This is a genomic window from Methylocystis sp. (assembly GCF_050246715.1).
GTDB lineage: Bacteria > Pseudomonadota > Alphaproteobacteria > Rhizobiales > Beijerinckiaceae > Methylocystis.
Window position 1 is genome coordinate 1 of sequence record NZ_JBFWVN010000015.1, and the last position, 17,337, is coordinate 17,337.

Consider the following 17,337-nt stretch of genomic DNA (forward strand, 5'->3'; position numbering starts at 1 on the left):
GCCCACGCAAGCCGATCTCGATTGGCTGCACGACAAAGCGCATCGCGAATGCTTCATCGCCAATTCGGTAATGACAAAGGTCAACGTCGCGCCACCAAAATAGATAGCATTGTCATTGGCGAAATAGGGCCAATTTCGAAAACGTCTTGGCTCTATCGGCATCGGCGAGCCTTTGTTTTCGTGCGCGAAGGCTGGCAGCGAACCGGCGCAAGTGACAAGTGAAACTCACCAACGTGACAAAGCCCGCCGCGTTGCTAACAATGACGACGATTGGCTGGATGAAGTATCACGCGGGCAAACTCGAGCGAAAAGCGAAATCATGGCCGTCCCTGTTACAAGGCAGCCGCTGGAGAAGGGACCGATCCAGCTAGCGTCAGTGATGGCGGTTGGGGGCCGATGCCGTTGTCGTCGTCAGCAATCCGCGCTCGTCGATCACCTTCTGAAGCGCGACGACCCAATGGTCGTAGTATTCCCAATCGCCGCGCTCGGATTCCGGCGCGCGTTCCCAGCGCCCGATCGTCTCGATAAGGGCGTGCTGGAAGTCCTCCCAGCGGTAGTGGCCGAATTCCGACAACGCGACGGCCAGGCCGAATGCGCGTCGCTGCCACTCGTAGTCGAACCGCGGCGCTCCCTGATCAGTGGTGCAGGATCCGTGCAGTCTCATGACCGCGCTCCGGCCAGAGCGACGCCCATCATCGACTCGGTCGTCACCAGGTCCATCAACTGTGCCTCGGTGAAATCTTCTGTCGCGGCTGGCCTTTCGGGAATCACGAACCACCGCGCCGTCCCGCTGCTGTCCCACACCTTGATCTCGGTGTCCTTGGGCAGGTGGACGCCGACCTCGGCGAGCACCTTCCTCGGCTCGCGGGCCGCGCGCGCGCGAAACACCGGATCCTTGTACCAGTACGGCGGCAACCCCAGCACCGGCCATGGGAAGCACGAACAAAGCGAGCAGATGATCAGGTTGTGCACCCCGGGCGCGTTGGCGACCGCCCGAAGGTGCTCGCCCTCGGCGCCGGCCATTCCCTCGGGCAGGTCGAGTTCGGCGATCGCGGCCGGGGTGTCGGCGAGCAGCCGGGCCAAGAAGCCGGCGTCGGTCCATGCTCGCACGACGATCTTCTTGCCATTGAGAGGCGTCATCTCCGATTCGAAGTAGGCCAGCACTTTATCTACGGTCTCGGGTGTGATGACGCCCTTTTCAATCAGAAGCGATTCCAGCGCGGCGACTTTGGCCGCGCTAGACTGCTCGCGGTCCTCCGGATACGCGAACTGGCCGCTCATGCGGGCTCCTCCAGGTATGCCTCGAACAGTTCGGCGTAAAGCGTCTGCGCGCCGGGTTCCGCGCTCGGACCCCACAGTTCGGCCGGTGTGAACTCGACGATGTAGACCGGCATGGGATCGCCGATGCCGTCGCCAGTGTGCCAGAAGTAGGCGTAGTCGCCTTCGAGCACCTGCGCCACCGTACCGCTCCGCCCCCGCAGGTAACCGGGCAGCCGAGTGTGCGCGCCGGCTGGAACATTTGTGATCCGGACCCGTCGCCCGACGGCGAACTTCGGATGCGCGACGTCGCGCCGCGGGGTATCGCCGTTGCGCAGATATGCCATGATCTGCTCGTCAATGGCTCCACCCCGATCGGCGCCCCCTAGCCGGGCGACGTCCGGCCTGGCCGCTTCGCCACGCAGTTCTGTAGTCCGCGACGCTAATTCGTCCTCGCGCAGGTATCCCTTATCGACAAGGAATGCGGTAATGCCGCCGAGCCACTTCTCGTAATAACGGAATTTGAAGTAGTCGAACGGATCCATCGCCTCGGCGCCGGCGCGCAGATCCGCCCATGTCCACATGTCTCGGAAGGTGGTCGGCACGTCGGCGATCGCATAGGCCGGCGCGGACGAGCCGAGATGGCCCGACAGACCCATCATCGCAACATGGATGCCGAATATTCGCCTCTCCCACTCCTCGGCAAAGACCCGCCGATCCAGCGTTAGGGGCTCCGGCAACCCTTCCAGGCCGCCGATATAGTGTTGCAATTTCATGACGCCGGACGCCTTCTGCGCTGGCCCAAAGTCCAGACGGGTAGGCCAGGGACCGATAAATTTAAGTGGGTTTCGTGCGGCTCTCGGCAAGGGCGGTATACGCGCTTGCGATCCTTGCGAACTTCGAGGCGGTCGACGTGCTCGCGGTACGGCGTGCGTCGCCTTGATGCGCGCGATATCTTTCGCGCTTCGGCGACGGCGCGGCGACGACCGGCTATCGGTTGAGACCCGTGCAAAAGGGATATTATCGAGCATCGTTTCCAGACAGACCGCTAATCAACCGGCAAAGGACCGATTGCCGGACAGGCGGGCGCCTTCGCAAAAGCTGCGTTCTCTCTCACTTGTTGGGGTCAGCGCAGAATCTTCCCAAAATTGTACTCTAAGCCGCATCGAGTAGCTCAGAGCGGGGGTTTCTGAGGGGCCGGAAAGCATTTTGGAGTGGCTCGGTCGGCCAAACATAGTCCCCGTTGAAGGTGATGTGCTCCCAGCCGAGCGGCGCGATATGAGCGAGCAAATCGTCACGGACGCGTTCTCCGCTGGAGCGCAGCTCGGCAACGGCGTGGCTGAGATAGACCGTATTCCAAAGGATGACGGCCGAGACGACCAGATTGAGGCCAGAGGCTCGGTAGCGCTGATTTTCGAAGGTCCGGTCGCGGATCTCGCCAAGACGATGAAAGAACACCGCCCTGGAGAGCGCGTTGCGGGCCTCACCCTTGTTGAGCCCAGCGTTTGTTCGCCGCCTCAGAGCCGGGTCGCTGATCCAGTCGAGGGTGAAGAGGGTGCGTTCGAGCCGCCCGATCTCCCGAAGCGTCTTCGCCAGCGCATTCTGTTTGGGGTAAGCGGCGAGCCGACGCATTAGGATCGACGGCGCAACCGTTCCAGCTTTGATTGACGCCGCGAGGCGCAACGTCTCATCCCAATTTTCGCCGATGATGCGGAAGTCGATAGCGCCGCCGATCATCGGGTCGAGTGATTTATATGTGGCGCGAGCATCAGCGACATAGAGCCGGCGATCGGCAAGATCGCGAATGCGCGGCGCAAATCGAAATCCCGTGAGATGGCAGAGACCGAACACGTGATCGACGGCGCCCGCCGTGTCCGTATAGTGCTCGCGGATGTCCAGCGAGCATTCGTGATGAAGCAACCCGTCCAGAATGTGCGCGGCCTCGCTGGCATTGGCGGCGATGACCTTGGTGTAAAACGGCGCATAGCGATCGGAGATGTGCGTATAAAACTTGACGCCCGGCTCCGAGCCATATTTGGCGTTGTGGTCGGCGCGCGCCTCGCCATGCCCGCCTGCCTTGAAAAATTGTCCATCCAACGATGACGTGCCGCCGTCGCCCCAGACCCTTGTGAAGGGCTGCGCGTGGATCGCTTCGATCAGACACGCGAGCGCCGCCTGATAGGTTTCATCGCGAACATGCCATTCGGCGATCCAGAGCAATTTCGAATGGCTAAATATTTTGGAGCTGCGCGCCATTCGGGTGAGGCCGAGATTGGTGGCGTCCGCGAGTAATGCGGTCATCAGCCCGACGCTCTCCTCGGGCGGCGCGCCGGTTCGCAGATGACCGAAGCGCTGGGCAAATCCTGTCCAACCATTGACCTCGGCGAGAAGCTCGGTGATGCGCAGGCGCGGCAACATGCCATAGAGCCGCCGCGCGACATCGTCTACTTCATCGTTCTCGTCTTTGCGAATGGGACTGATCGATAATCCTTCTGCGGTTATGGCCGCTTCGACAAGTTTGCCTGCCGACGCAAGCGCATCAATTTCATTGAGCCGCGATTCAAGCAAGGCCGTTCGCTCAGTGCGCCAATCCTCGAAGCGATCCGGGACGGCAAGCCCCAATTCGCCCTCTAGTCGTCGTGTGACAAAAGCCTCTGGCGGCAGAAGAAAATCGCCGAAAGCGCGGAACGCGCGGCTGCCCTCGACCCAGATATCCCCGGACCGCAAACTGTCGCGTAACGTCATCATGACTGCGACCTCATAGGCCCGACGATCAAACGCAGATCCTCGTCCAACGAGCTTGCGCCACGTCGCTTTCAGAAACGCTGTGGGCGGGCGCTGCGAGAGTTGTCTCGGCCGCGCCGCATAAAGTCCGCGCAACAGATCGAGCGCGTCGAGCAATGAGTCATTTGGCTTCCATGAGCGGAACACAAATGCGTTGAGCAGGACCGGTATCATCCGGCGCACCGTCGGATATCTTTCGACGATTTCGGTCAGATTATCTTCGCGCGTGTTGGTGACGACAATTTCTGTTTCCGCGACGAGCGCTTTCAAGCGTTCCCAGCCGAGCGAGCGTTCGACAGCCGCGTCTTGGTCCTCTCCCGATTCCTTCGCGGCCAACATGGCTTTCGCCATATGAAGAAGCGCTCGCGCCGAAGCATCGAGCGCTTTCGCTCGATGGACAACATTTTCTCTGTAGGCGCGTTCGGCGCGACGGTAGACACCGCCAAGCATCTTGTCGAACATGACCAGCGCCGCGTCGGTGAGGATCGCTTCCATCTCTCGAGCGAATACGACCAGAGTCGCCAGTCGGCGCGGCGTGTCGAACCGCGAAAGATGCTGAGCGCTGAGAATGGACGTTTCCTTGGCGATCGCCCTGTAACGCGCGCGATGAATCCGTTGCTCGCGATCCGGACCGACGCCCAAGCTGCGGATGAATTGCAAGCGCTCGACGACGCCAACCAGGTTCTTCTGCGTTGGCGCCTCTGGCCAGTCACGCAACCAGGCAAGCTGCGTGCGGTCTCTATCGTTTCTGACTGCTATCAACGCCTGCAGTGCGGCGATCCTTTGTTGTTCCAATCCCTCTATAAGGTTCGTGTGAGCCTGCTTTCGGGCGCGAGCGCGTGCCGCCAAGCCGATGCGCTCCAAAATTGTCGGCGCAGGCAACAAAATGCCACGGGATCTCAAAGCCTCGATCATGGCTGCGACGATCGCGTGGCCACGATCCGTGCCAATCGCTTCGGTCGTCGCAATCTTTGCGACATAGCGATAATCACCGCGGCTGAAAGGACGAACGCAAAGATATGACTGTATGTCGCCCAGATGCTCGCGACGGGTTTCGTCACGGTGCGCGTATTCGCTATAAACGTCTGATCCCACTCCGAGCTGTTGTGCCAAAAAGGGGACCATGTCGGAGGCGGGAGCCTCCTCACTGCCGAGAGCTCTGCCGGGAAATTTCAAATAGGCAAGATGCACGGCAAATCCCAATCGATTGGCGTCACGGCGTCGTTGGCGGATCAATGTCAAATCATCGAGCGAGAACGTGTACTGCCGAACGATAGCTGCCGGATCTGTCGGCGGGTCGAACAACTCAGCCCGGGATTGTGGGGAAAGAATTTCGTGTTTTTTCATTGCTGGCCTCCTGCCGCGCAGCCACGAATGGTGGCGCTGCAGTTTGGCCGGGAATTCAAAAATCAGCATTCTTGCAAGAAATCAGAGGTCCAAATCGGGGAGGAGCTGCTTATTTCTAAACGTCCAACCGCCCTTAACGTACGATTTTGGGAAGATTCTGCGCTGACCCCCTTACGGCGTTGTGAATGCGGTCAGTCTACACGTCGAGCATGGCCGCGAGACTTTTCATTCCGTGCATGTCGAGGCTGCTCAACGAGTGGCGAATCAAGCACGTCGAGCCGGAGTGGAGCGGCTCGCGCACATTTCTGGAATCGGTTCTGATGCTGGCTCGTCATCGCTCTATATCCGCAAGCGTGGCGAAGGCGAATTGGCGGTTCGGGCTGCGTTCGCAGACGCAATTCTAATTCGCCCGGCGGTAATGTTCGGACCGGACGATTCATTTCTCACCCCAATCCTCAAACTGCTCGGCCGGCTTCCAATCTATCCGATGTTCGGGCGCGGTCTCACGAGACTGCAGCCCACCTATGTGGAGGATGTGGCGGAAGCAATCGTTCGGGCGTTGGATCGGAAGGACGCGCATGCGATCACCTTCGAGTTTGGCGGTCCTCGCGCATATTCTTACGAGCAATTGCTCAGAGTCATTGTCAGAAGCCATCTTGGATTGAGAATATCGAACTTTGCGCCAAAAAAGCCATCAAACGGGGTCTGCCTCACATTTCGTGCTTTTTACCGGTTGGTGACTTCGCGGCCCGTATTGAGCCGCATGCAAGCAAAATCAACATGGACGCTTGGGCCAGGCGTCAGAGTTACGGCGGTGGAGTGCGATGGCGATCGTTGGGTAATTTCGGCCGCCGCGCGAGAGATCGGCTTCTGTCCCGGATGCGGGGCGCGATCACGACGGCGACACAGTCGATATTCGCGCTGTTTACAGGATCTGCCGGCTCAAGGCGCGGTTGTCGCATTGAAAGTCCTGATGACGCGTTGGCGTTGTCTGAATAGGTTGTGCGCACGGAAAACATTCTCCGATCAGCTTCCCGGCGTCGCCGCCCGACATGCGCGTCGGACGTTACGTGTTGGCCGCCTTCTTCAGCTATTTGCGCATGGCGCCGGCGGCAAGCCATGCGAGCGGCTGATAAACCGCCTCGGCATGCCGGCGAGCGACGACACCCTTCTGCGGCAGTTGAAACGGGGCTCGAGCCGCGGGATCAATGACGTTCGTGCGTTGGGCATCGACGATTGGAGCTGGCGGAAGGGAGAGAGTTACGGGACCGTGATGGTGGATCTGGAGCGACGCGAAGTTATCGACGTCTTGCCCGGACGTTCGACGGAAGAAACGGCGGACTGGCTGCGCCAGCATCCGAATGTAGAAGTCGTCAGCCGAGACCGCTGCGGACTTTATGCGCAGGGAATACGCCACGGTGCGCCACAAGCGCGTCAGGTGGCGGATCGGGTAAGCCTCAATTCGATCCTCGAATATTAGCGGCCGAAAAATTCCAAAGGAAGCAATGGAAGCCGCCGGGAGGACTGAGCATTGCATCTGTGGCGAATTGTGAAGGCGATGCGATCTCATTGAATGTCGTCTTAAATATTTTGGCATTTGGTAAGCCAACTTTTGAAATAGATATGCTCGCGAAGCATTGGCCTTTATCGGCCGCGAGAAAGACGCGGGCATGGCGAGCGCTCTTCGATGCGGCAAAGATGGAGGAAATAGTTCTCTACGCTGGCGAAAAACGGCGCGAACGGATCGACCCCGGCATTTTCGCTGGCAATAGTTACGATCTAGTCCCCGACAAAAACAATTCGATTGAGCCCGCCATCGATGGCTATTCGGATGAAGCTTTCGCTGAAATATTCCGCGGCGGGAAGCGACCTCAGATTCACTGCGTCCATGTAGGCAAGGCGTCGTTTGCTGCGTGGTTAAGGGAACAATTGAAGGTAGCAAAGGCACATACAAAGCCGTTGATGACCGAAGTGGAGCTGACAAAGTGGATAAAGGCCAAGGAATGCGAGCTGGGTGGAAGGCCACGGATTCGGGCATGGGAAGACAATAAGGAATTCTTCCAAGATCGAGGCATTAAAAAGCAACACTTCGAACGAATTTGGCATGAACTGTACCCGATGGCGAACCCAGGACGGCCGTTAAAGAATGCCCCATGAAAAGTTCCGGGAGTCCGCCGAATATCGAGAGACCTGGCAAAATAAATGCCCCAAGAAAATGCCCCAAAGATTTTTTGCTTGGGGCATTAAGACATTTCGACAAGCCCGAAATTGTGCGTAGATTTCATAGTCATTCCTAGCGCTACGGCGCTCATCAGAGGAGTGACCAAGTTGCATCCGGCCCAATATCTCCGCCGTAAGTCAGCTGGCGAATATCTTAAAGCCAACTACGGATTCGGCTCCGAAAAAACTCTGGCGAAGCTGGCCGTCGTAGGCGGTGGCCCGATCTTCCACAAAGCGGCGAACGCCGCGATTTACAAGCCCGAAGACCTGGACGCCTGGGCGCTGTCGAAGATCGGCAAGGCGCAAAAGTCGACCTCCGAGACGCAGGCGGCGTGAGTCATGACGAACGGGAAGATGAACCGTCGCCAGCGCCGGGCGGCTAAGCGCCCGCCGAAGTTCGTCCTGATAAACCACGTCCATCTCGCGCTGATGCGGGGGGTCGCTGAGGGCCGAGGCTTTTCATTTGACCCCGGCACGCCCCCCGCATGGGCAAAACGCGAGGGTATCTCCGCTCTCCCGTGGGCGCGCGCTATGGGGAGGCTTTGCAAGTGACCACCCATGCCAATCAACCCGCCGCACAGCGCGAAGACGCGCTCGAAAAACTGAACAGCATGAAGGCTCATGTCGCGGCCCAGAAAAACTACAGCGCTGGGCTCGCGGCCTTGGAAGAGGCCGCTAGCGAAATGGGCCGTTATGTCGGCGTGCTGGAGCAGTCGGAAATCACGGCCGCCCTGTGGGCTACAGCCAGAGAGATTCCGGCTCTTAAATCGATAAACAATAAAAATTTGGACGATGCGATCAATCGCGGCCTCGAAAATGGAAAGCGCCGGCCCGTCCCCATGCCGCTACCTTCCTTGCACACCGCGCGCGCTGCAGGGCCGCCCGAGGGCATTAATGCGAAAGAGGCGGGCTCGATCCCCGCCTCCCTATCGCCTGCTTCCGTTAATTTAGATGCTGCACTCACCCTGGGCCGGGCTGGGAATGCCGTGTTTCCTTGCGGGACGGACAAACGCCCTACCTTCGTTGCATCGTGGCGGGCATGGTCCACGACTGATGAAAATATACTCCGCGAGGCTTTCGAACGCCATAACGCCGCCGTGCCAGCGATCGATTGCGGAAAGAGCAATCTCTTGGTCATTGACGCCGACCGGAAGCCCGACGCTCCCGATGGCGTAGCGCATTTCGTGGGCTTGTGCGCGGCAAACAACGACGCTCTTCACGGCGTGCCGCGCGTGAACACTCCGGGCGGCGGCGTGCATTACATCTTCAGTCAACCGGAGGGCGAGACGCTCGGCAACAGCCCAGGTGCGCTGGGCGGGCGCGGCGTCGACGCAAGGGGCGTGGGCGGCTACATCCTCGCCCCCAGCGCGACGCTGCCCGATGGCCGATGCTATGAATATGCCGAAGGCTCCGCGCGACTAGAGAATGGCCCGCCGCCACCACCGCCGCAGTGGTTGCTGGACCTGCTTCGCAGGGGCAAGCGGCCGGCAACCATCAAGAACAAGAGCAGCGCGCCTCGGGGGGAAGGCGCAAGCGGCATGGGAGCGCAGCCCGATAACTTTCCCACTTCGCCGCCTCGCGCGCTCACGCCCGAGCAAATCGAGCACGCTTGGAATATCGCCCGGCGGTCGCTTGATAATACCGCTAACGCCTCACCCGGAACCTCGAACGCTACGATCAACAAGGAAGCGCATACGCTCGCCGGCCTTGTGGCGGCAGGGGTGCCCGCTGAAGGCCTTTACGACAAAGCGCTGGAAGCGGCGATGGAGCGCGCAGCCAAAGGCGGCAACGATCCTCGCAAAACGCAGGCTACGTTCGACAGCGGATGGACAAACGGATTGGCTAACCCATTGCTCCTTAGGCCACAAATGCCCGCGGCGGGCGTGAAGGCGGCCCAGGACAGCGTTGCGCGAGCGATGGCGCGGCAGGAGGTGGATAGAGTCGAGGTAAAAAGGAAGCATTTCCCCGTGGCTGGGCGTTTCAAGCTCGAAGCATGGAAAAGCATCACCTTTGACAAGAGCGAGGAATGGCTCGTCAAGCATATCCTCCCGCGTCGGGGCGTTGCCGCGCTTTATGGAAAACCGGGGAGCTACAAGAGCTTCGTCGCGCTCTATATCGCCGTTTCCATAGCGTCGGGCCGACAATGGGCAGGACGACGCGTTACTCAAGCGCCCGTCGTATATCTCGCTGCCGAAGGGGCGGCGGGGCTGAGAAAGCGAAAGGTTGGTTTCGAGAGAGCCCACCCCGAGCTTTCGTCTTCAGTTCCCTTCTATATGATTGCCGCAGCGCCGAACCTCGGAACTGCGCCAGGCGATGTGGGGGCGCTCGGCGAGGCGATTGAAGGCGCAGGAGTCGCTCCGGGTCTGATCGTGATCGACACGCTGGCGCAAACGCTCGGCTCGGCGGACGAAAACGGAAGCGGGATGACGGCCTTTGTCGCCAATGCTGGCGAGATAGCGTCGCGCTTCAAATGTCTGGTCTTGATCGTTCATCATGCCGGGCTAAGCGACGACAAGCGATTACGCGGTCATTCAAGCCTTTCCGGCGCGCTCGATACAACTGTGCTTTGCGAGCGCGCAGAGAGAGACTATGCCGCGACGCTAACTCTACAAAAACTAAAAGACGAAGGTAGCGACATTTGTCTCGTAGCGCGGCTATCTCGCATCGTCATCGGACAGGATGAAGACGGCGACGATATCTCGACGCTAATTGTCGAGACAATTGACGATGCTGCACCCAACGCAAAGGTAAGCCGCGCTAAGTCTGCGCCACCTACACAACGCTTGCTCATGGCTGTGATCGCCGAAGCGATCGAACGGGACGGTAAGTTAATCCGTCCCTACAACGACGATACGACCGTGCGCGCCGTTTCGGATAATATAGTCCGAAGCCACTATTATGCGCGCATCGCCGAGCAGGCCGAGCCCGACGAAGATAGGGAAAAACTTGCCAATCGCCAGCGCAGGAACTTCAGCCGTTCAGTTGAGGCGGCGATCAAGGCACAGCGCGTCAACGCCGCTGAGCACAACGGAAGGCGCGTCCTATGGCTCCCTTGATCCAGCAGGCGACCATCGGAGCGGGACGGGACAGGACACCCCTTAAGGGGTGTGTCCCGGTTGTCCCGGGCCCTGGCCCATCCCGCTGCCGTTTATGGCGGGACAGGGAGGGACATTTGTCCCGGTTGTCCCGATTGTCCCGGTAAGGCAATTTATCGAAAGGACTCCGTGTGGCGCGCGAACGTGAACGCGACTGCCTTACCAAATGCATGGGATATGTGGGCGACGTGCAATGGAAATGAACTAAGGCGACGCTGATTATGCAACGACGGTATGGTTCGAAACATGCAGAAAAAGATTACCGCGCCTGATCGCACGAACGATGGGACGCTCGATAGCGCTAAGCAACGCGATGCGAAGGGTCAGTTATTGCCCGGACATACTTTGTGGCGAAACCACCTGCCTAAGACAACGCGCAAGGGCTCACGTAATTTATTTCCGAAAGCGTTTGTTGAAGCGTTGCGGAACGACTACGAATTGCATGGCGCTACGGCAATTGAGAATTGCAGAATATCCGAGCCTGCGGCCTATCTTAGGCTAATCGCTTCGCTATTGCCAAAAGAGATTCCTAAGCGTCCCGTAGAACAAATGACCGATGCTGAGTTGGAAAGCGAGATAACCCGCCTTATGCAATGGCTGGTATCGCGCTAAGCGGCTGCCGCGAAGAGGTGACACAATTGTCCCGCCCCCTTAAAGCTATAGGTGCGCATGAAGCGAGTCATTATGGCCGTCTTAGCTGCGGCCATTTCAAGCACTGCCTTCGCTGACATGGTTGGCCGTGCTTCGGTCGTCGACGGCGACACGATAGAGAATACATGGCCAGCGCATCAGGCTTCACGGCATTGACGCGCCGGAGAAAGGACAGCCGTGCTTCGATGCCATGGGCAAACTCTACCGGTGTGGACAACAAGCTGCGATAACTCTCGATGATTTCATCGGTGCTTCGCCTGTCCAATGCCAGGAGCGCGACATTGACCGATATGGCCGAATTGTCGCGGACTGCAGTGTGAGAGGCGAAGACATCGAGCTTTGGCTTGTTAGAAATGGTCACGCGATGGCGTATCGAAAATATTCGAGCGCCTATGTAGCGGCTGAACAAGAGGCGAAGAACGCGAAGCGGGGGATTTGGGCTGGTCAGGTTCAGCCGCCATGGGAATGGCGAAAGGATCGCCGAAGCGGATCAAAATCGCAAAAATCGTCGACGCCTATGTGCGAGCGCTAGAAGCGAATGACCCGACGCGCTACAAAGGTCAAGGCTCAAAAAAGGCGGCGATGAAGTAAGTCTAGATGCCAGTTTCTTCCTTTTTTGATTTTTGGTGTTCTTCTGACTTCGGCTGAGACATTATCGATTTATTTATCTCTGCGCGGAAGCTAACTATATCGGCGACCATTTTCTTCTTTTGCTTTTCAAGTGCTTGGCTAACGATTTTTTCAACTTCCGCTCTTGATGCGTTGAACAGTGCCATCCCTAAGCTGACGAACTTCTGTTCTGATTCCTCGCATTTGGTAATAACAACCTGAGCTAAGGTTTCCGCACTTTCGCTAGAATATGGAACAATTTGGCGCATCTGACTGCGGAGACACTTTGAGTGCTCAGCAGCAGCTTCTGATATCAGTTTGCTACGCTCGGCCTCCGCGTCGGGAGGGGCGCTCGTTGATGGCCTCTCGTCAGCCTTCTCTGGTGGATTGACATAAGCACGAGGCGCGGACCGCTTTGGCGATCTGCGCTCCTGCGCGACGGCTGGCGGCCCTTGAGGGGTATGGCGTTTTGCGCAGTCGGCAAGAAGCGGGAAAACACGCAGCGATCCTTCGAGATTAAATGGAAACACGTTCCCGCCCGCAATAAAGTCCATGCGGTCGGCGTCCATAAAAGTCCGCATCAAAGTAGATTGAACAGGCATTGGGACAACTGCAAGTATGCCATTGAGCGGTATTGCCGTGAGGGGAAGAGGCGCGCCGCCGTCAAATCTTAGCTGAATGGGAAGGTTCTGCCCTACGACTAAACGCCAGCCATTGTTAAGGAAACCAAGACGCCAACCAGCGCTATCTACAGCGACGAATAGCGACATGCCGTTTTGGTATGGGACACTAGCGGCGCAATGGGAAAACGCGCCGGTTTCGTCATTCGTGAAGGAGCCGCCCTGCCAATTGCCGATTGAAAAAGGTTCAAAAGGCCCCTTCGCAAAAGTGGGCGCGGTGAGAAGTCCTATCCCGCCTAGTGCAAAGAAAAAGGCCTTCAGGCGCATCAAAACTGCCTTCTCGTAAGTTAGGGCGACGTGCAGAGCCGGCACCTTGTCTATCGCTCTGCAATACCACAATTGGCGTGGTAAGTTCGCGTATGCGTCGCAATTTGTAAACGCTTATCACCGCGCGATCGCTTCCGCTCACAAAATTCACTATCGTCTCGGAGTTATTGAATGCGGTCGGCTATCACGCCGAGCATGACCAAAATGCCGCCTAGGAGAAAAGAAATCAGCTTTAAATCCTGGCGAGCATGCAACAGTAATAACCACTCGTGGAGATCGAGAGGCGCACCATCATATTGGGAACGGTCGTTTTCATTCTGCCGTCCGGCATACCAAGCGAGAGAAACCGTCAGAATTATTGCGCCCAACGTAAACATCGATCATCCCTGTGGCTCAAGCGGAGTTGCGGCTCGCCCGTAGTTCGGGAAAATCTTCAAAGATTTTCTCGCGGATAAACTCGTCCCGCACGCAAATGAGCAAGGCGCGTGCGATTATCTCGTCATTGCCTGCCTTGCACATCTTAATAATTTGGTGAGCAGAGAATCCACGCAAAAACTCGTCCTCGATCAAATCAAGGGCTGCGATCAATTCCTCCCGGACGTGGGCATAACGGTGGCGGGCGGTGTCGTGATCCTCATTGGGATCAGACAGCCGATTGGCGAGTATCACGCCAAACTGGGCCTTCTGCTGAATGAAAATGGCTCGCCTGTAATCCTCAGTGTCAGCCTCATCTGCTTCGGGTTCAGTCTTCACAGCTTTTCTGAACCTGCTGAATATTGAGAGATGAGCGACATCATGCCGATCGAGGGACGGTTACTGGCGCGGTGGCGACGTGTCCCCAAAACAAGCAATCTAAAATCGGGTGTTCCGTCTTTAATTCATTGATCTTATTGGTGGAGCCAGACGGAATCGAACCGACGACCTCTTCAATGCCATTGAAGCGCTCTCCCAACTGAGCTATGGCCCCATTCCATTCGGTCGCCTCTTGGGGGAGGTCCGGACCGGCTCGCCGCCGTCGCGCGCTGTATAGTTCAGCCGCGCGCCGCCTGCAAGCCCGTCGAAAACTTTGCGATTGCGGCGAAATCGTCGGTCAGGGGCGTTCTGCGAGAAAGGAATTCACCGTCTCCAGAAATTTCGCCACCGAGATCGGTTTCGACAAATAGGCTTCGCAGCCGCCCTGAAGGATTTTTTCCTCATCCCCCTTCATCGCGAAGGCGGTGATCGCCACGACGGGAATCGCTTTGAGATCGTCATCGGCCTTGAGCAGGCGCGTCACGTCGAGGCCGCTGATATCCGGCAGCTGAATATCCATCAAGATGAGATCGGGCCGATGGTTTCGCGCAAGGGAAATCGCCTCGCGGCCGTTTTTCGCGCATAGCGTCGCATGGCCGTTGGATTCGAGAAGATCGTTGAAGAGCGTCATATTGAGCTCATTGTCCTCGACGATCAGAATGGTCTTTATCATTGCCTTTCGGCCGCTTTCGGGTGCGATGGAATATTGCTTAGCATAAGCGGATTAATGGAAAGCGCCAAAAATCCGCGCATTTCTAATGATTTTGCGATCTCCGCGGACCTTCTTGGCGGGCTTGCGCGCGGTCGGGCCCTCAACTAAACGGGTTGGACGCAGGGCGCGGCGCGCCTTAGCAAAGTCTACGCTTTGGCGGAAAGCTGGCGCGTTCAGCGGCCTCTCGCGCGCATCGGAGGCGCGGGTCGATGACTCTCCTCATGCCGGCGCCCGAGCCGGCGATCATGTCGCGACGCAATGAGCTGATCGCGCGGCTAAGCGCCATTCTGCCTCGTGAGAGCCTGATCGTCGACGACGTCTCACGCCGCGCCTATGAATGCGACGCCTTCACCATGTATCGCGCGCTCCCGCTCGTCGTGGCGCTGCCCGGCAACGTCGAAGAGGTGCGCGCGATCATGGCGCTCGCTGCCGAGATGAATGTCAAAGTGGTGCCTCGGGGCGCCGGCACGTCGCTTTCCGGCGGTTCGATGCCGCTTGAAGACGGCATTCTTCTCGGCATGTCCAAGTTCAATCGCATCCTCGAGATCGACTACGAGAACCGCTGCGCGTGCGTCCAGCCTGGCGTTCAGAATCTGGCGATATCGAAAGCCGTCGAGGCGCAGGGCTTCTATTATGCGCCGGATCCCTCGTCGCAGATCGCCTGTTCGATCGGCGGCAATGTCGCCGAGAACGCCGGAGGCGTTCACTGCCTGAAATACGGCCTGACGACCAATAATATACTCGGGCTCGAGATTGTGCTGATGGGCGGCGACCTCATCAGGCTCGGGGGCAAGCATCTCGACAGCGAGGGCTACGACCTGATCGGTCTGATGACCGGCTCCGAGGGACTGCTTGGCGTCGTGACGGAAGTGACGGTGCGGCTCTTGCAGAAGCCGCCGGTCGCGCGCGGCCTGCTGCTTGGCTTTGCGAGCGTCGAGGCGGGCGCGCGCTGCGTCGGCGCGATCATCGCGCGCGGAATCATCCCCGGCGGGCTGGAGATGATGGACAAAGCGACGATCCATGCGGTCGAGCGCTTTCAGCCCTGCGGCTATCCGCTCGACGCGCAAGCGCTCGTTATCGTCGAGCTCGACGGAACACAGGCGGAAGTCGACCATCTCGTCGGCGTCGTTCAGGATATCGCGCGTGAAGAAGGCGCGACGACGATACGGGCCTCGACGAGCGAAGCGGAGCGACTGCAATTCTGGGCCGGACGCAAGAATGCGTTCCCGGCGGTCAGCTGCATCGCGCCCGACTATCTTTGCATGGACGGCACGATACCGCGGGCGCGGCTGCCGGAAGCGCTTGCCGGCATGGATCGGCTTGCCAAGGAACAGGGGCTGAGCGTCGCCAATGTCTTTCACGCCGGCGACGGCAATCTCCACCCCCTCATTCTCTATGACGCCTCAAAAGAGGGCGACGTCGAACGCGCGGAAAAGCTCGGCTTCGACATTTTGCGACTGTGCGTTTCGCTCGGCGGCGTTCTCACCGGTGAGCATGGCGTCGGCGTCGAAAAGCGCGACCTGATGGGCGAAATGTTTAGCGAGGTCGACCTCGAGCAGCAGATGCGGCTCAAATGCGCCTTTGACCCGGCGGGCCGTCTCAATCCGGGCAAAGTGTTTCCGACGCTGCATCGTTGCGCCGAGTTCGGCATGATGCATGTCTCCGGCGGAAAGACGCCCTTTCCAGACCTGCCGAGATTTTAGCGATGCGGGGCGCTTCGGCGACGCTAGACATCCGCGACGAGGTGGACGCCGTTGACGCGATCCGCACAGCGAATGCGAACGCCGTCTCTTGCGCGATTGTCGGCGGCGGCTCGAAGTCGCGGCTCGGGCGCTGTGCGCCGCAGAGTCAGACGCTTTCCACCGCCGCGCTGACCGGAGTGACGCTATATGAGCCCGACGAACTCGTGCTCTCGACGCGCGCGGGCACAAGTCTCAGCGAGATCGAAGCGCTGTTGGACGCTCACGGGCAGCAGCTCGCCTTCGAGCCGCTGGACTATGGCGCGCTCCTTGGCCCGGCGCAGGGCGGCGCGACGATCGGCGGCGTCGTGGCCGTCAACGCCTCTGGCCCGCGGCGGATCAAAGCGGGCGCGGCGCGCGATCATGTACTCGGATTCCGCTGCGTTACAGGGCGGGGCGAGATTGTAAAATCCGGCGGCCGCGTCATGAAGAATGTCACCGGCTATGACCTTTCAAAGCTCATTTGCGGCTCATATGGCACGCTGGCGCTCCTTACCGAGGCGACGCTCAAAGTGCTGCCGAAGCCCGAGACCGAATGCACGCTGCTCGCGATCGGCGCGAGCGAAGCGGAGAGTCTCGCGCTGTTGCGCCGCGCCACGGCGACGCCGTGCGAGCCGTCGTCGCTCGCGATGCTGCCCGCCGGCGCCGGTTTGGCGTTCGACGCGCACGCCGCCGCTATTCGCCTCGAGGGTCCCGCGATATCGGTGACGGCGCGCCGCGACGATCTCGCCGCGCGATTGGCCGGCAACGGCATCCGGTTTGAGACGCTCGACGTGCGCGAGTCAGCGGCGCTGTGGCGAGATTTGCGAGACGCCGCGCCCGTCGCCGCAATAGCCGGCCAGGTTTGGCGCATTTCCGTCGCGCCAACCGAAGGATTCGCCGTCGTCGAGCGCATTCGCCGCGCGGGCGCGCCGATACTCGCGCATTTTTATGACTGGGCGGGCGGATTGATCTGGCTGTGCGTCGAGACCGCGCCTGACGCGCATACCGACTCTGTGCGCGGCGCAGTCGACGCCTGCGGAGGCCACGCGACGCTTGTTCGTGCGAGCGAGGAGACGCGCGCGACGGTCGACATCTTCCATCCGCAGCCGGCGGCGCTTGCGGCGCTGACCAAGCGTGTCAAGGAAAGCTTCGATCCCGCGCATATTTTGGAGCGTGGCCGAATGCGCGCGGAGTTCTAAAAG

At 59.2% G+C, this 17,337-nt stretch carries 16 protein-coding genes and 1 tRNA gene; 8 read left to right on the plus strand and 9 right to left on the minus strand.

All coding sequences use genetic code 11. The features are described from left to right. Positions 1-373: 373 nt before the first annotated feature. The 4 genes from AB7I51_RS07185 to AB7I51_RS07200 form a co-directional block, all read right to left on the minus strand. The gene (locus AB7I51_RS07185; protein ID WP_428406167.1) at positions 374-664 is read right to left on the minus strand and encodes a nitrile hydratase accessory protein; all 291 of its coding nucleotides are present in this window, start codon (positions 662-664) and stop codon (positions 374-376) included. Continuing rightward, positions 661-1,281, minus strand: coding sequence for a nitrile hydratase subunit alpha (gene nthA / locus AB7I51_RS07190; RefSeq protein WP_428406168.1), 621 nt, complete (start codon positions 1,279-1,281; stop codon positions 661-663). Before nthA ends, AB7I51_RS07185 begins: the two co-directional genes overlap by 4 nt. Further along, a complete protein-coding gene (gene nthB / locus AB7I51_RS07195; protein ID WP_428406169.1) occupies positions 1,278-2,033 on the minus strand; it encodes a nitrile hydratase subunit beta in 756 nt (251 codons plus the stop codon). The genes nthA and nthB overlap by 4 nt, the downstream gene beginning before the upstream one ends. A gap of 379 nt (positions 2,034-2,412) precedes the next feature. Beyond that, positions 2,413-5,388, minus strand: coding sequence for a Tn3 family transposase (locus AB7I51_RS07200; protein ID WP_428406170.1), 2,976 nt, complete (start codon positions 5,386-5,388; stop codon positions 2,413-2,415). Positions 5,389-5,569: 181 nt separating this feature from the next. Between AB7I51_RS07200 and AB7I51_RS07205 the strand changes: the two genes are divergently transcribed. The 6 genes from AB7I51_RS07205 to AB7I51_RS07230 all read left to right on the plus strand — a co-directional run bounded on the left by AB7I51_RS07205 (position 5,570) and on the right by AB7I51_RS07230 (position 11,886). Continuing rightward, complete coding sequence (locus AB7I51_RS07205; RefSeq protein ID WP_428403934.1) at positions 5,570-6,868, plus strand: ISL3 family transposase; 1,299 nt, start codon at positions 5,570-5,572, stop codon at positions 6,866-6,868. Positions 6,869-6,957: 89 nt separating this feature from the next. Continuing rightward, positions 6,958-7,545, plus strand: coding sequence for a hypothetical protein (locus tag AB7I51_RS07210; protein WP_428403935.1), 588 nt, complete (start codon positions 6,958-6,960; stop codon positions 7,543-7,545). Between the two features lie 162 nt (positions 7,546-7,707). Next, positions 7,708-7,944, plus strand: a complete 237-nt coding sequence (locus tag AB7I51_RS07215; RefSeq protein ID WP_428403936.1) for a hypothetical protein — start codon at positions 7,708-7,710, stop codon at positions 7,942-7,944. Between the two features lie 212 nt (positions 7,945-8,156). Beyond that, positions 8,157-10,664 carry an AAA family ATPase gene (locus tag AB7I51_RS07220; RefSeq protein WP_428403937.1) on the plus strand — a complete coding sequence of 836 codons (2,508 nt, stop codon included), beginning with the start codon at positions 8,157-8,159 and terminating at the stop codon, positions 10,662-10,664. 285 nt (positions 10,665-10,949) lie between these two features. Continuing rightward, positions 10,950-11,315, plus strand: a complete 366-nt coding sequence (locus tag AB7I51_RS07225) for a hypothetical protein (RefSeq protein WP_428403938.1) — start codon at positions 10,950-10,952, stop codon at positions 11,313-11,315. Positions 11,316-11,544: 229 nt separating this feature from the next. Beyond that, positions 11,545-11,886 (plus strand): thermonuclease family protein, encoded by a 342-nt coding sequence (locus AB7I51_RS07230; protein WP_428403939.1) that lies wholly within the window; start codon positions 11,545-11,547, stop codon positions 11,884-11,886. Positions 11,887-11,947: 61 nt separating this feature from the next. Here the strand turns inward: AB7I51_RS07230 and AB7I51_RS07235 are convergent, their stop codons facing one another. The 5 genes from AB7I51_RS07235 to AB7I51_RS07255 form a co-directional block, all read right to left on the minus strand. Continuing rightward, positions 11,948-12,910 carry a hypothetical protein gene (locus AB7I51_RS07235; RefSeq protein WP_428403940.1) on the minus strand — a complete coding sequence of 321 codons (963 nt, stop codon included), beginning with the start codon at positions 12,908-12,910 and terminating at the stop codon, positions 11,948-11,950. 164 nt (positions 12,911-13,074) lie between these two features. Continuing rightward, on the minus strand, positions 13,075-13,287 hold the full coding sequence (locus AB7I51_RS07240; protein ID WP_428403941.1) for a hypothetical protein: 213 nt from the start codon (positions 13,285-13,287) through the stop codon (positions 13,075-13,077). 16 nt (positions 13,288-13,303) lie between these two features. Beyond that, complete coding sequence (locus AB7I51_RS07245) at positions 13,304-13,663, minus strand: hypothetical protein (RefSeq protein ID WP_428403942.1); 360 nt, start codon at positions 13,661-13,663, stop codon at positions 13,304-13,306. 138 nt (positions 13,664-13,801) lie between these two features. Continuing rightward, positions 13,802-13,877 (minus strand) — tRNA-Ala (locus tag AB7I51_RS07250). Positions 13,878-14,000: 123 nt separating this feature from the next. Beyond that, positions 14,001-14,375, minus strand: coding sequence for a response regulator (locus AB7I51_RS07255; RefSeq protein ID WP_428403943.1), 375 nt, complete (start codon positions 14,373-14,375; stop codon positions 14,001-14,003). 248 nt (positions 14,376-14,623) lie between these two features. Here AB7I51_RS07255 and AB7I51_RS07260 point away from each other — a divergent pair, with 248 nt between their 5' ends. Both AB7I51_RS07260 and glcE read left to right on the plus strand, forming a co-directional pair. Beyond that, positions 14,624-16,117 carry an FAD-linked oxidase C-terminal domain-containing protein gene (locus tag AB7I51_RS07260; protein WP_428403944.1) on the plus strand — a complete coding sequence of 498 codons (1,494 nt, stop codon included), beginning with the start codon at positions 14,624-14,626 and terminating at the stop codon, positions 16,115-16,117. Between the two features lie 2 nt (positions 16,118-16,119). Then, positions 16,120-17,334: a glycolate oxidase subunit GlcE gene (gene glcE, locus AB7I51_RS07265; protein WP_428403945.1), complete on the plus strand. Its 1,215-nt coding sequence runs from the start codon at positions 16,120-16,122 to the stop codon at positions 17,332-17,334. The last annotated feature ends 3 nt before the right edge of the window (positions 17,335-17,337 follow it).

What these genes read in the sequence shown, in the direction of transcription:
- AB7I51_RS07185 (WP_428406167.1), bottom strand. Translation starts at nt 664, where the DNA reads ATGAGACTGCACGGATCCTGCACCACTGATCAGGGAGCGCCGCGGTTC.
- nthA (WP_428406168.1), bottom strand. Translation starts at nt 1,281, where the DNA reads ATGAGCGGCCAGTTCGCGTATCCGGAGGACCGCGAGCAGTCTAGCGCG.
- nthB (WP_428406169.1), bottom strand. Translation starts at nt 2,033, where the DNA reads ATGAAATTGCAACACTATATCGGCGGCCTGGAAGGGTTGCCGGAGCCC.
- AB7I51_RS07200 (WP_428406170.1), bottom strand. Translation starts at nt 5,388, where the DNA reads ATGAAAAAACACGAAATTCTTTCCCCACAATCCCGGGCTGAGTTGTTC.
- AB7I51_RS07225 (WP_428403938.1), top strand. Translation starts at nt 10,950, where the DNA reads ATGCAGAAAAAGATTACCGCGCCTGATCGCACGAACGATGGGACGCTC.
- AB7I51_RS07230 (WP_428403939.1), top strand. Translation starts at nt 11,545, where the DNA reads ATGGGCAAACTCTACCGGTGTGGACAACAAGCTGCGATAACTCTCGAT.
- AB7I51_RS07235 (WP_428403940.1), bottom strand. Translation starts at nt 12,910, where the DNA reads ATGCGCCTGAAGGCCTTTTTCTTTGCACTAGGCGGGATAGGACTTCTC.
- AB7I51_RS07240 (WP_428403941.1), bottom strand. Translation starts at nt 13,287, where the DNA reads ATGTTTACGTTGGGCGCAATAATTCTGACGGTTTCTCTCGCTTGGTAT.
- AB7I51_RS07255 (WP_428403943.1), bottom strand. Translation starts at nt 14,375, where the DNA reads ATGATAAAGACCATTCTGATCGTCGAGGACAATGAGCTCAATATGACG.
- AB7I51_RS07260 (WP_428403944.1), top strand. Translation starts at nt 14,624, where the DNA reads ATGACTCTCCTCATGCCGGCGCCCGAGCCGGCGATCATGTCGCGACGC.
- glcE (WP_428403945.1), top strand. Translation starts at nt 16,120, where the DNA reads ATGCGGGGCGCTTCGGCGACGCTAGACATCCGCGACGAGGTGGACGCC.